We start from the raw sequence: 13,349 nt of genomic DNA, 5'->3' as shown, positions 1-13,349 counted from the left end.
GGAACCTAAACCTGAGACTTGAGTATGCAAAGCGCAAAAAGAGCACGCTGTGATGATTGTCACTTTTTAACTGATCAGTGCGTTTGTAAGTGGATACCTGTGCTTTCTACGCGATTAAAGATTTTGATTTTGCAAGATCCTAAAGAGGCACAACATGCTAAAAATACAGTGTCATTGTTGTCTTTAGGATTGCCGTCGATGGAATGTGTTTCGACAGTCAATCAAGAAGCATTAATTAATACTTTGAGGCAAAAAGATCCTGCTAAATGGTGTTTGGTTTTTCCATCGGACGATGCTGTGTTTATAGAGTCGATAGATAAAGGCTCAATAGCTGAAATTGAAGGTTTGATTTTACTTGATGCAACTTGGAGAAAGGCGAAGAAACTGTATTTAACTGAACCCTTACTGCATGCTTTTAACGCTGTGTGTTTTTCGCGGCCGCCAGTAGGGCAATATAGTATTCGTAAGTCACCCAGTGTGCAGTCGTTATCAACCTTAGAAGCATGTGCCTACGCAATAGAGCAAGTAACTGGTGAGGACATGCAGCCATTAAGAGAGTTTATGGCAGTGGCGCAAGAATGGCAGTGGCGCAAGCAGCCCTTGAGTCATCGACACCTTGATTAATCGTTAACGAGTTAGAAGAAGACAGAGAGATTTGAAATTATTATGAGCAAACAAACTGAAATTGAAGCCGCTGTATTGCGTCGCCTTTTGAAACATCTCGATGACAATAAGTCTGTGCAAAATATTGATCTGATGAACCTAGCTGGTTTTTGTCGTAACTGTTTGAGCAAATGGTATATGGCCGAGGCAGACCAGCACGGCGTTAAAGTAGACTACGATGAAGCGCGTGAGTTCGTTTATGGCGAACCTTACGACACTTGGAAGGCCAAGTATCAACCAGAAGCCACTGCAGAGCAGTTGGCCGCTTTTAATGCAAAGCCTAAGTCTGACAAGTAATATTGCCTTGAAAAAACGATTCAACTCGTTTTTTTCATGCTTAAGAAGCACCAAGCGTCTTGTTTGTGTGCTTCTTATTATGTGCTTTGTTCCACATTGGTGGCTGTACGCTGATGTGTCAGATAAATATCGAAAGTTAGCAAAACAAGCGGGTTCAGTATATGGCGTCGGGGCTGAAAAGCGTATTCTAGCTTGGCGAAAGTTGATCGATGATTCCCGATCTTTAGCTATTGTTGATCAACTTACTCAAGTAAATAATTTCTTTAACCAGATGGAATTTGTCGACGACATGTCCTTGTGGGGGAAAGAAGACTATTGGGCAACGCCCATTGAATTTTTAGGGATGCAAGCTGGAGATTGTGAAGACTTTACTATTGCCAAATATTTCACGCTTAGAGAGCTTGGTGTCCCAGATGAAAAACTACGACTTGTGTATGTAAAGGCGTTGAAGCTTAATCAACATCATATGGTATTGGCCTATTATCATAAGCCAACTTCCGTTCCTGTCTTGCTTGATAATCTTGATAAAGAATTAAAACCCGCGTCAAAGCGCAATGATCTTTTGCCTATTTATTCGTTCAATGCAGAGAACTTGTGGCTTTCAAAAGAAAAAGGGCGTGGTGTATTGGTAGGTGGCTCATCAAGATTGAGCTTGTGGACAGATTTAAATAATCGTTTCAATACGATGACAAATTAGGAGAGCTTGGATGACACTGTTCCGCCAATTAATGATGACGATTATTGCCATATTCTCACTGATGCTGGCTGTAGTGATGGTTATTAACTTCAATACTACGAAAGGCTATTTGATCGGACAATTGGAATCGACCACCCAAGACTCAGCGACATCCTTGAGTATGTCAGTGTCAGATTTTATGGCGTCAGAAGATTACGCATCGGTTGAAAGTAGTATCAATGCAGTATTCGATAGTGGCTATTTTTCGGAAGTAAGAATTCATGTTTATGATACGGATAAAAATATCACCCGCTCTAATGAAACTAAAATAGACGGCGTCCCTAATTGGTTCATTAACTTGATCGATTTCAAAGTGCCAGTGGCTAGAGCTATTATTTCTAATGGCTGGAATGAGCTTGGACAAGTCTACATAACGGGTAGTGCGGGCTACGGTTATAACCAACTTTGGCTGGCTTCACGAGATTTGCTAGTGTCGTTTTTTGTGATTGGTGCGATCACTCTTATTGTCGGTAGTTTTGCATTACGCTATTTATTCCGACCCTTGGCTGAGCTTGAAAAACAAGCAGAAGCGATTCAGCAACGTCGATTTATTAAAACGATAGCGGTACCTAAAACACGAGAGCTAAAGTCTGTTGTTTTGTCGATGAATCGAATGGCCGCGAAATTGGAGAAAGAGTTCGCTTCTGAAGTTGAAACAGCGAAATGGCTACAAGCCAAAGCCTTCAAAGACCCAGTCAGTGGGTTGGGTAACCGACATTTTTTTGAAAGTCAGATGAAGTCACATTTTGGTGAAAGAGAGCGTGGCGTAGATGGTCTGATTTTGGTTAGTTTGGCGGATTTGGGCAAGTTAAATAATGAACGTGGTTATGAGTCAGCCGATATGTTTATTCAGTCTGCAGCGGATATTTTGACTCAAAAAGTGTCAACGCTTTCTTCTTTTGCTACTTTAGCGCGTTTGTCTGGCGCGGACTTTGTTTTACTTATTCCTAATTTCGATCACAGTCAGCTCACTAAAGTAGTCGATGAAATTTTGACTGAATTGATGGAGTTGAATACAGCAAGTATTAGTTACTCCGTCGCTGTGGCTAATATTGGTGCGGTGACCATCGATGGGGCGGTAGAGCGTTCCAGCGCCATGTCTCAAGCGGATGCTGCTCTACGTGAAGCGAAGCGAGAAGGCAGTAATACAAGTAAGGTGTTTGACCTTAACATGGGTCAAAACATGGCTATTAGCAGAACGGCTTGGAAAGACATATTAGAATCGGCGATCCTACATAAATCTTTTAAACTCAAGAAACAAAAAATTACGACTCTGGATGAGTCGCCTGTTGTTCTTCACGAAGAAGTGTTTATGGGCTTGGAGCATGCAGGTAAAGAGTATCATGCTGGTTACTTTATTGGTCTGGCTGAGCAGTTTGATTTAGGTAGTCAAATAGACCAAGTCATCATTGGTCGAGTAATAGAACATATTAAGTTGAGACAGTTAACGATTCCGTTAACTGTAAATTTGTCTGCTTCTTCATACGCCAAGCCTGCTTTTATTGAGTGGCTGAATAAGACTTTAAGTCATCTTAGTGCGGATGTGAAAAGTAAGCTGATGTTTGAAATTTCAGAGCAGAGTGTTTTGATTGAAGAAGAACAGGCCAATGAGCTGGCCCAGATGTTGAAAAATCAGCGTGTTTTATTTGGAATAGATAATGTTGGTAAGCAATTTTCAGCTTTCCAATACCTACAAACCTTGATGCCAGATTATGTCAAGGTAGATTCTTCTTATACCCGCATGGCCGCAGGTAAAGAGTCGGAATCTTTCTTTATGCATACGCTTTGTAAGATGTTTAATAGCTTGAATATAGAAGTGATTGCTACGGGTGTGGAAAGTGAAAAGCAATTAATCGCATTAAAACGATTTGATGTTTCTGGTGGGCAAGGGTTCCTAATTGGGCGTGCGCAAGATATGTAGGTGTCATTTCTACTTATCTTGCTTATGCAAAATATGGGGAGTAAATCAACGCGTCTTTTTAAATCAACGAGTCTTCGTCGTCTCCTTCGACAAGGTCATTTTCAGTCATTAAACCTTCGTCGTGGCTACTGTGTACGCCACGTACCCATTTTCTGCCAAGTAATTTCTTCTGTGCAGCTAGAGGCAGTTCGGTAAATTGTATCAGGCGTTTTTCGGTAAGAAGATCGATCAAATCTTCCAATATACGCATCATTTCGCCGTCTGAACTTGCGAGTATTTCTTGGGTGCTTGTACTAGCTGCGGTGAATTTTTTTTCTAATATGCTAGCAACCGCCGGTTCATTTGGCGCGACTAATAATTTGTACTCATCCGATTGGGATGTGGCAACATCAATAATTACACCATTCTCATTGACTTTTGCGTATAGCATATTGATTTCCTTGTATTGTCTCATTTTGTAGCAAGGCGATTTGTTCGCTTCACATATTACTGAATAACCACTATTCTAGACCATAATTAGTGTGTTATTGGTTTATAAACAACAGATTTTCGGTAGTTTTAGGAGAATATAGAGTATGTCTGACTCTGGTCGCTCAGAACAGAACTCTTCGTCACCTTTAGAAAATGATTCGTATGAAGAAAATGAAGTTAGTAATGAATCAGAAGAAGGGCAGATGGAAACAACAAAAGAAGAGAGTTCTAAAGAGAATGTGGATCAGTGGAATACACAAGGCGCAGCTTTAGAATACCCTAATCCTCTGTTAGATTGTTTAGTATTGCTAAGCAAATATTTCCATAATCCTTATACAGCTGATGGTATTGCAGCCGGTTTACCTATTACCGACAATGCTATGACGCCTGAGCTTTTTCAGCGGGCAGCTAAACGTATTGGTATTAGTACACGTTTTGTTAAACGATCTCTCGTAAAAATCCCTGATATGGTGTTACCCGCTGTATTGTTATTAAGAGATCAGCAAGCCTGCATTTTACTAGAATTAGACCAAACTCAAGGTGTCGCGAAAATCCTTCGCCCAGAAGCTGGAGAAGGCGAGATTACTCTTCCTATCGATCAGCTTGCCGAGTCTTTTACTGGCTATTGCTTCTTTGTTCGCCCTCTGTATCAATTTGATAAACGCTCTGAAAAAAGTGATGAAAAAGAAAATAAAAAGGGTCATTGGTTTTGGGGAACCATTGCAGGTTCTTGGCGAATCTATCGAGACGTTTTTATTGCGTCCTTGCTGATTAATATTTTTGCCGTTGCTAGTCCTCTTTTTGTTATGAACGTTTATGACCGCGTTGTGCCGAATAATGCGTTTGATACGCTTTGGGTGTTGGCTATCGGTGCTGCTGTTGTGTATTTATTCGATTTTCTATTGCGAACCTTACGGGCTTATTTTATCGACATAGCGGGTAAGAAATCTGATATTTTGATATCAGCGGCTATCTTCTCCAGAGTAAATAACATCACCATGGCATCGAGACCCAAATCTGTTGGGGCTTTTGCCAAAAACCTACAAGAATTTGAAAGCATTCGAGACTTTATCACCTCTGCGTCTATCACCACATTGGTTGATATTCCTTTTATGTTTTTGATCATTGGCGTGATTTGGTTAATTGGCGGCCCAGTTGGTTATATTCCGATTGTAACCATTGCTCTGATCGTCCTTTATAGCATCATTATTCAAATTCCACTGCGCCGCTCTATCGAAGAAGGCCAGAAAACCGCATCACAAAAAAATGCCGTATTGATTGAGAGTTTGTATAACGCAGAAAGCGTTAAGCTCAATAATGCCGAAGGCGTGATGCAGAAACAGTGGGAAAATGCTGTTGGTAACATCGCCGACTGGGGGGTAAAAACGCGTCAGTTGTCACAATCTTCTTCCTCTTTTGCGATGGTCGCTCAGCAGCTAACCACCGTTATTATTGTTATTGTTGGGGTGTACCAAATATCTGAAGGTAATATGAGTATGGGCGCTTTGGTTGCCTCTGTTATGTTGACTGGAAGGGCGCTTGGCCCTATGGCGCAAGTAGCTGGCTTAGCGACCCGTTATAACCAAGCAAAATCTGCTTTTACTTCGTTAAACGAAATCATGTCGTCACCGGTTGAAAATCCTGATGACGTCAAATTTGTTCATCGTCCAGTGTTTAAAGGTGAATTTCAATTTGAAGCGGTTAACTTCGCTTATCCTGATCAAGAGCAGGCTGCAGTCAGTGCTATTAATATTAATATTAAGCAAGGGGAAAAAGTGGCTATTATTGGCCGGATTGGCTCAGGTAAATCGACCCTTGGTAAATTAATGACTGGGCTTTATACACCAGATAGTGGCGCAATAAGAATAGACGGTGTGGATTTACGTCAAGTTAATCCAACGGATCTGCGTCGAAATATTGGTGCGGTTTCGCAAGATGTGAATTTATTCTATGGCTCTATCAAGGATAACATCGTAATGGGCGTTCCTTATATGGAAGACGATGCCATCATTCGCGCGGCAGATTTGTCTGGTGTGTCGGAATTTGCCAATCGTAAGCCGAGCGGGCTTGATAGTATTGTTGGTGAGCGTGGCGCCCTGTTATCTGGTGGGCAGCGTCAAAGTATTGCGATTGCGAGGGCCTTATTATTTGATCCACCAATTTTGATATTGGATGAACCGACAGCGTCGATGGATAATACGACAGAGTCTCGAATGAAACGCCGTTTAATAGAAGGGGTGAAAGATAAAACCCTTATTTTGATTACACATAAGGCCTCTATGCTAGATATGGTTGATCGTATTATCGTTATGGATAATGGTCGCTTGATTGCTGATGGTCCAAAAGCGCAAGTGCATGAAGCGCTTCGCCAAGGCAAGTTGAAGGTCAGTTAAAAATGAGTAATAAAAATCCGATTTCACAACATGACTTAGAGTATCTGACGGATCGAAATGCGGCTTTGATGTTGAGAACGCCCCGTGGCGGTAGAATTATCCTTTGGGTAATTTTTATTTTCGTGGCAGCGGCATTAGTCTGGGCGAATTATACTGCTTTAGATGAAGTTACCGTTGGAGAAGGGAAGGTCATTCCCTCTAGCCAAGTTCAGCAGATACAAAACCTTGAAGGTGGCATTTTAAAAGAAATTAACGCCAAAGTAGGTCAAGTGGTTGATAGTGGTCAGGTGTTAATGACAATCGAAAATACCGAAGCGCTATCGTCATTACGGGAACAGCAGGCAGAATCTGTTAATTTAAAAGTGCGCGCAACGCGTCTGCAGGCAGAATCTTACGGTGTAAAGCCGCAGTTTGATGCAGAAATCATGAAAGAGTATCCGTTAGTTGTAAAGCGTGAGCTGGATTTGTATAACAATCGATTAGAGTCCTTGCGGACTAATCAAGTTAGTTTCCAGCAGCAAATAGAGCAAAAGAAGCAAGAGATAGTTGAATTACAGGCAAAGCTAGATAACCTAAAACAGAGTTATGCTTTTTCGAAAGAGGAGTTGTCATTAACTCGTCCAGCGTTTGAACAAGGCGCTGTGTCTAGAGTTGAGCTTTTACAACTTGAGCGTCAAGTGAATCAGCTACAAGGGGATTTGGAGGCGACTCAGTTAGCTATTCCCCGTGCGCGCTCAGCGTTAAAAGAAGCGCAAAGCAAATTAGACGAAGGTGATGCGAAGTTCCGGGCAGATGCTCAAGAAGATCTGACCGGAGTAAGAAGCAAACTGGATCAGCTGCGTGAAAGTAATGTCTCTCTTGAAGATAAAGTATCAAGAACACAAGTTCGTTCTCCAGTAAAAGGCATTGTAAAACAGATTCAGATTAATACGGTTGGCGGCGTTATAAAGCCAGGCATGAACTTGCTTGAAATTGTACCGTTTGAAGACTCGTTATTGATCGAGGCAAAAGTTCGACCTGAAAACATTGGTTTTATTCAGCCAAATTTGAGTGCTGTGGTGAAACTATCTGCCTATGATTTCGCCATATTTGGCGGTTTACATGGCATTGTAGAAAATATCAGCGCAGATACTATCCTTGATGAAGAAGGGAACAGTTTTTATTTGGTAAGGGTTAGGACTGATAAAAACTATTTAGGGACGGAGAAAGCTCCATTACCAGTTATTCCGGGTATGCAGGCTACAGTAGATATTATTACTGGTAAGAAAACCTTATTGGATTATTTGCTAAAGCCTATTTTGAAAGCAAAACAAAATGCGCTTCGTGAGCGGTAATTACAAAAAAGTTTTCAAGCGTAATGCATAGTTACAAATGTTAACAATACGCTCTTGTTAGCTGGTTAGAATGGTCACATCGCACTTGATAGGACGAGACTTATTTTGAAAACTTTGTGTTGGAATACAGATGATGCCGTATGGAAACATTGGAATCAAATTGTCAATGTAAGTGCTTCATTGGTTCGAGTTGAGACGTTTGATGAGGTGTACCAAGCGTTGGAAACCGCAATGTCTAGTTTCACCTACTGTTTTATTTATTTAGACGAGATATCTTTTTCTAAACAGGTAGAGGACGTCGTTGCGCTTTGCTCTGCTTTTCCTAAGCAAAAAATTATCGTATTTCCGAATCAATTGAATCAAGCAGCGGCTTTAAGACTTTTTTCTGTAGGTGTGAGTGGTCAATGTGCCCCTTATATTGGTAAAGAGCAGCTTTCTTTAGTGTTATCTGTTGTTGATTCTGGTGAAATTTGGGGCGGTAAATCCTTTATTCAGCAGCTTATTATGCAGTCTACCTTACCTGCGAAGATGATTCATAATGATGATTTGGATGACTTGTCTGAACGAGAGGTGAATGTTGCTCACAGTGTTTCAAGAGGCTTATCAAATAAGCAAATCGCTCTTGAGATGGGTATTACAGAGCGTACTGTAAAAGCCCATTTAACTTCGATTTTCAAAAAAACCAATACTAAAGACCGTTTGTCTTTAGCGCTGCTTGCACAGACTAGATATGCTGTGCATTAGTTTGGTTCTTTATGAGTGCTAGTGTGCACTTATAAAGCTCGCTTTTAATGTTTTATCTAGTTGCTTCTCTCTAAAGGCTCTATTTTGAGCCTTTTTTGCGTTTAATCCTCTAGAAAAATAGTGTATCGAAATGGCGCATATCTTGCATTTTATCTGAGAATGACTTCACGTTTTTAAGAGAATGCACCATGCCTGCTCGCCCAGAAAAAGAATTAACCGTGATGCTTGTTGACAATGAGCCCGCACGAGCAGCCATTGTAGAGCAAGCCATGATTGATAGTGGTTATCGCGTAATTAGACGACTGGAAAATGCCAAGAATCTAACGGAAGCAGTTAACGAATTTCAACCAGATATGGTCATTATTGATATCGAATCCCCAGATCGAGATATGTTGGAAAACATGTCTCGACTTACCAAAGATAATCCTCGTCCTATTGTGATGTTTGCCGAAGAAGATGATTCCAGACACGTGGAAGCGGCTATTCGAGCGGGTGTCAGCGCCTATGTGGTTGATGGTGTTAACAGTGGTAGCGTTAAAGCGTTGCTGCAAGTTGCCATTGCAAGATTTCGAGAGTTTCAGGCGCTAAGGTCGGAATTAGAATCCGTAAAAAGTCAGCTTGAAGACCGTAAGCTGATAGATAAAGCAAAAGGGCTGATAATGAAACATCAACAATGTGATGAGCCTGCTGCTTATAAAGCGCTGAGGAAACTCGCGATGGATCGTAGTCAGCGAATGACAGACGTAGCTCGTAATATCATCTCTGTGATGGAACTGATGGGAGGTTCAAAATGAACCTGATGCAGCCAAATAATATTATTCAAAATAGTGAACCTGTTCGTATTGGTTTTATTCCATTGATCGATTGTGCCCCCTTTGTAATTGCCCAAGAAAAAGGCTTTTTCATTCAAGAAGGCGTGGATGTGGTGCTATCTAAAGAAGCATCTTGGGCAAGTATCCGCGATAAAGTGGCCTTTAATCTGCTTGATGGCGCTCATATGTTGGCGTCTATGCCGATTGCGGCCAGTTTGGGGGTTGGTACCATTAAGACCGCCATGCAAACGAGTTTTACCGTAAGCCATAACGGCAACGGCATCACGATTGGTAATGCCCTGTATGAAGAGTTGCAGCATTATGCTGAGTCTTCGGTTGATATTCGCACAGGTGTGGCGTTGAAAAAATTGCTCGATGCCCGAGGAGCTGACGCGGCACCATTACGTTTTGCAATGGTTTATCCTTATTCATCCCATAACTATCAGCTAAGAGATTGGCTAAGCCGCGCCGGAATTGATTCCGATAAAGATATGCAAATAGTCGTGGTTCCACCTGTGAAGATGCTCGATAGCTTAAGGCAGGGTGATATCGATGGTTATTGCGTCGGTGAGCCATGGAACAGTCTTGCTGTTGAGCAAGGTATTGGGCATATGTTGGTGACTGGTTATGAAATTTGGGGGAGTACACCAGAAAAAGTATTTGGCGTGAACTCTGTTTGGGCCGAACGGAACCAAGCCGTGTATTTGTCAATTATTCGCGCCTTAGAAAAAGCCTGTTTGTGGGTAGATGAGCCCAGCAACCAAACTGAGTTGCTGAGTATATTAAGTCATCCAGATTATCTGAATTGCACACTAGAGCAGCTAGTTTATGGTTTCAGTGCCATTAAACCAAAAGGTCAATTTGATTGGCCAATGAAGGCGTATCAGCGTTTTTCTGGTAGCGATATTAATAAACCTTTACCTAGTTACGCATTATGGATTATGGCGCAAATGCATCGTTGGCAGCAGCTGGGGGAGATTCAGTCACTGAGTAAAGTGGCAGAGCAAGTTTATCGTCAGGATCTTTATAACAAAGCTTTAGGTTTTCCTGAAGAAGGTGAAAGTAGGGATTGGTATTTGTCTGTCGAGCAGGAGGAAACTTGGTTGGATGCCGTTGCGGCAGGAAAGATACGTTTGCATCCAGATGGGATTTTAGCCGGTTTTGATACATCGGCTAAATAATGTGTTTGCGTGTCTTCTTTTAGTGCGCTCTGCTTGATTGTTGGGCGAATAGGTTCATATTACGTGTTGAATAGTGTTATCTAGATAAGCACACTACCCTAAAAAACTTATAAATCATTGAGTTAGTTATATTGGCACGCTGCGTGCTTTATAAAAATCATAGAATTATTTATAGAGACATAGAGTTTTAAAAAAATTTTGGTGAAATTAGCAACGATCGTTAATTGTCACCCACATTATTGAAAGTCCAATGTAGGGCTTTCTATGAATGGCAAAGGCGCCTGCGAACACAAATTTTGTGATTCGCATGCGCCTTTTTTGTTTTTGTACTTTTTAATCCCTTACGCGGAGCGAGACTATGAACCTAAGATTTTTGAAAGCGGTAATTCCTTTTCCGATATTCGTCAATGCCACTCAAAAAGCTAGTCTTTCTATATTGTTGGGCTCTGCACTCTTATCTGGGGCGGCGCATGCAGAACTAGGTTATGCAGAAAAAGAAGAGCTTAAATTTGGCTTTATCAAATTGACCGATATGGCGCCATTAGCTATTGCTTATGAGAAAGGCTATTTCGAAGACGAAGGTTTGTACGTCACTTTAGAAGCGCAAGCAAACTGGAAAGTTTTACTAGATCGAGTCATTGACGGTCAGTTGGACGGCGCTCACATGTTAGCGGGTCAGCCACTTGGTGCAACCATCGGATACGGTACAAAAGCACACATAGTGACGGCTTTTAGTATGGATTTGAATGGTAACGGGATTACCGTTTCAAATGATGTTTGGGATGAAATGAAGAAAAACATTCCTAACGGTCCAGATGGAAAGCCTGTACATCCTATTAGCGCCAGCGCTTTAAAACCTGTGATCGATGGCTATAAAGCACAAGGCAAGCCATTCAAAATGGGCATGGTGTTTCCTGTTTCAACACATAACTACGAGCTGCGTTATTGGCTTGCTGCAGGTGGCATCCATCCGGGTTATTACGCGCCAGCACGAGGCGATACCAGTGGTCAAATTAACGCCGATGCTTTGTTGTCTGTGACGCCACCACCACAAATGCCAGCCACTATGGAAGCAGGCACGATTTCTGGTTATTGCGTTGGCGAACCTTGGAACCAACAAGCCGTCTTTAAAGGTATTGGTGTACCAGTCATTACAGATTATGAAATCTGGAAAAACAACCCAGAGAAAGTTTTCGGTGTGAGCAGTGAATGGGCGGAAAAATACCCAAATACTCATATTCGTGTTGTAAAAGCCATGATTCGCGCTGCGAAATGGTTAGATGAAAACAACAACGCCAATCGTCCGGAAGCGGTAAAAATACTCGCACGTAGTCAATATGTCGGTGCTGATTACGATGTGATCGCTAATAGCATGACTGGGACGTTTGAGTATGAAAAAGGTGATAAGCGTGAAATACCCGATTTCAATGTTTTCTTTCGTCACCACGCAACTTATCCCTATTACAGCGATGCGATTTGGTACCTAACGCAAATGCGTCGTTGGGGGCAAATCGCCGAACCTAAGTCTGACGAATGGTTCATGAAGACCGCCAAAGATGTCTATCGTCCTGATATTTATGCGCAAGCCGCAAAATCCTTGATAGAAGATGGTGTGATGACGGCGTCTGAATTCCCTGATTTCGCTAAAGAAGATGGTTTTAAGCCACCACAAAGTGACTTTATCGATGGTGTGACTTATGACGGCAAACACCCAAATGATTATTTGAAAAGCTTCAAAATCGGTTTAAAAGGCGACGACCAGATCTAAACCAAACAAGATTAAGTGAGAAAAAGATGATGATATCAAGCGTAACCATGACTGCATTAAAAGACAAAATCAGTGCCTTTTCTGTTAAGGGAATCTTGCTGCCTGTCTTTGGCATTCTAGTGTTTATCTTGCTGTGGCAGGTTGGAGCGAGTCGTGTTCACACTTCTTTGGGTGAGTTTCCTGGGCCAGTTGTGGTTTATGAGCAATGGAATAGTCTTGTTGCTGAGCATCAGAGAGAGCGTGTAAAAGAAGATAAATTTTATGTGCGTCAAGAAGAGCGTATTGCCGAGCGACAAGCTAAAGATCCAAGTTATGTTGGTACGTTAAGAGATTACACAGGAAAGCCTACTTTTTTTGATCAGATATTTACCAGTCTTTATACCGTGTTGGCCGGCTTTGGCTTGGCGAGTTTAATTGCTATTCCATTGGGGATTTTGATTGGCTTGAATCGCTCCGTTTACAGTGCTTTAAATCCTGTCATTCAGGTATTCAAACCCGTGTCACCGTTGGCATGGTTGCCCTTGGTGACCATGGTGGTGAGTGCCAGTTACGTGTCTGATGATCCGATGTTTTCTAAATCCTTTTTAACCTCCATGTTCACCGTTACCTTGTGTTGCATGTGGCCAACGCTAATTAACACCGCAGTTGGCGTGGCTGCGGTGGAAAAAGACCTACTTAACGTGTCAAAAGTATTGCGTCTTGGTTGGATGACACATGTGATGAAAATTGTCATTCCGTCGGCAATTCCTCTTATGTTTACTGGTCTACGCTTGTCTCTTGGTATTGCTTGGATGGTGCTGATCGCAGCGGAAATGTTGGCGCAAAATCCAGGATTAGGGAAGTTTGTTTGGGACGAATTCCAGAACGGCAGTTCGAATTCATTAGGCCGAATCATGGTGGCGGTGTTGATGATAGGTTTCATCGGCTATTTGCTAGATAGAGTCATGTTGACGATTCAGCGTTTTGTTTCTTGGGATAAAACTCAGATATTGCGCTAAGTAGACTTTTATTAGAAACAGATTGGATTGG

12 protein-coding genes are annotated in these 13,349 nt (G+C 41.9%); 11 read left to right on the top strand and 1 reads right to left on the bottom strand.

The window, feature by feature from the left end:
• Positions 1 to 24 precede the first annotated feature (24 nt).
• The 4 genes from KPL72_RS14080 (at position 25) to KPL72_RS14065 (ending at position 3,617) form a co-directional block, all read left to right on the top strand.
• On the top strand, positions 25 to 624 hold the full coding sequence (locus KPL72_RS14080) for a tRNA-uridine aminocarboxypropyltransferase (RefSeq protein WP_219703340.1): 600 nt from the start codon (positions 25 to 27) through the stop codon (positions 622 to 624).
• 42 nt (positions 625 to 666) lie between these two features.
• Positions 667 to 960 (top strand): DUF1244 domain-containing protein, encoded by a 294-nt coding sequence (locus tag KPL72_RS14075; RefSeq protein WP_212915757.1) that lies wholly within the window; start codon positions 667 to 669, stop codon positions 958 to 960.
• A 67-nt stretch (positions 961 to 1,027) separates the two neighbouring features.
• Positions 1,028 to 1,657 carry a transglutaminase-like cysteine peptidase gene (locus KPL72_RS14070; protein WP_249411586.1) on the top strand — a complete coding sequence of 210 codons (630 nt, stop codon included), beginning with the start codon at positions 1,028 to 1,030 and terminating at the stop codon, positions 1,655 to 1,657.
• 10 nt (positions 1,658 to 1,667) lie between these two features.
• Positions 1,668 to 3,617 (top strand): bifunctional diguanylate cyclase/phosphodiesterase, encoded by a 1,950-nt coding sequence (locus tag KPL72_RS14065; protein WP_219703339.1) that lies wholly within the window; start codon positions 1,668 to 1,670, stop codon positions 3,615 to 3,617.
• Between the two features lie 58 nt (positions 3,618 to 3,675).
• Here the strand turns inward: KPL72_RS14065 and KPL72_RS14060 are convergent, their stop codons facing one another.
• Entirely contained in the window at positions 3,676 to 4,047 is a 372-nt protein-coding gene (locus KPL72_RS14060; protein ID WP_212915754.1) for a hypothetical protein, read from the bottom strand.
• A gap of 145 nt (positions 4,048 to 4,192) precedes the next feature.
• Between KPL72_RS14060 and KPL72_RS14055 the strand changes: the two genes are divergently transcribed.
• The 7 genes from KPL72_RS14055 (at position 4,193) to KPL72_RS14025 (ending at position 13,318) form a co-directional block, all read left to right on the top strand.
• On the top strand, positions 4,193 to 6,481 hold the full coding sequence (locus KPL72_RS14055; protein ID WP_219703338.1) for a type I secretion system permease/ATPase: 2,289 nt from the start codon (positions 4,193 to 4,195) through the stop codon (positions 6,479 to 6,481).
• Positions 6,482 to 6,483: 2 nt separating this feature from the next.
• Complete coding sequence (locus KPL72_RS14050) at positions 6,484 to 7,815, top strand: HlyD family type I secretion periplasmic adaptor subunit (RefSeq protein WP_212915752.1); 1,332 nt, start codon at positions 6,484 to 6,486, stop codon at positions 7,813 to 7,815.
• 105 nt (positions 7,816 to 7,920) lie between these two features.
• On the top strand, positions 7,921 to 8,559 hold the full coding sequence (locus tag KPL72_RS14045; RefSeq protein WP_212915751.1) for a helix-turn-helix domain-containing protein: 639 nt from the start codon (positions 7,921 to 7,923) through the stop codon (positions 8,557 to 8,559).
• Positions 8,560 to 8,747: 188 nt separating this feature from the next.
• A complete protein-coding gene (locus KPL72_RS14040; RefSeq protein ID WP_212915750.1) occupies positions 8,748 to 9,353 on the top strand; it encodes an ANTAR domain-containing response regulator in 606 nt (201 codons plus the stop codon).
• Positions 9,350 to 10,552 (top strand): CmpA/NrtA family ABC transporter substrate-binding protein, encoded by a 1,203-nt coding sequence (locus KPL72_RS14035; protein WP_219703337.1) that lies wholly within the window; start codon positions 9,350 to 9,352, stop codon positions 10,550 to 10,552. Before KPL72_RS14040 ends, KPL72_RS14035 begins: the two co-directional genes overlap by 4 nt.
• A 358-nt stretch (positions 10,553 to 10,910) precedes the next feature.
• Positions 10,911 to 12,320 (top strand): CmpA/NrtA family ABC transporter substrate-binding protein, encoded by a 1,410-nt coding sequence (locus tag KPL72_RS14030; RefSeq protein ID WP_219703336.1) that lies wholly within the window; start codon positions 10,911 to 10,913, stop codon positions 12,318 to 12,320.
• A 26-nt stretch (positions 12,321 to 12,346) separates the two neighbouring features.
• Positions 12,347 to 13,318 (top strand): ABC transporter permease, encoded by a 972-nt coding sequence (locus KPL72_RS14025; protein WP_212915747.1) that lies wholly within the window; start codon positions 12,347 to 12,349, stop codon positions 13,316 to 13,318.
• Positions 13,319 to 13,349 lie beyond the last annotated feature (31 nt).

It is taken from the genome of Marinomonas lutimaris, assembly GCF_019426345.1.
Lineage (GTDB): Bacteria > Pseudomonadota > Gammaproteobacteria > Pseudomonadales > Marinomonadaceae > Marinomonas > Marinomonas lutimaris.
The sequence above is the reverse complement of the archived record's forward strand: the minus strand, read 5'-3'. Positions and strand labels throughout refer to the sequence as shown.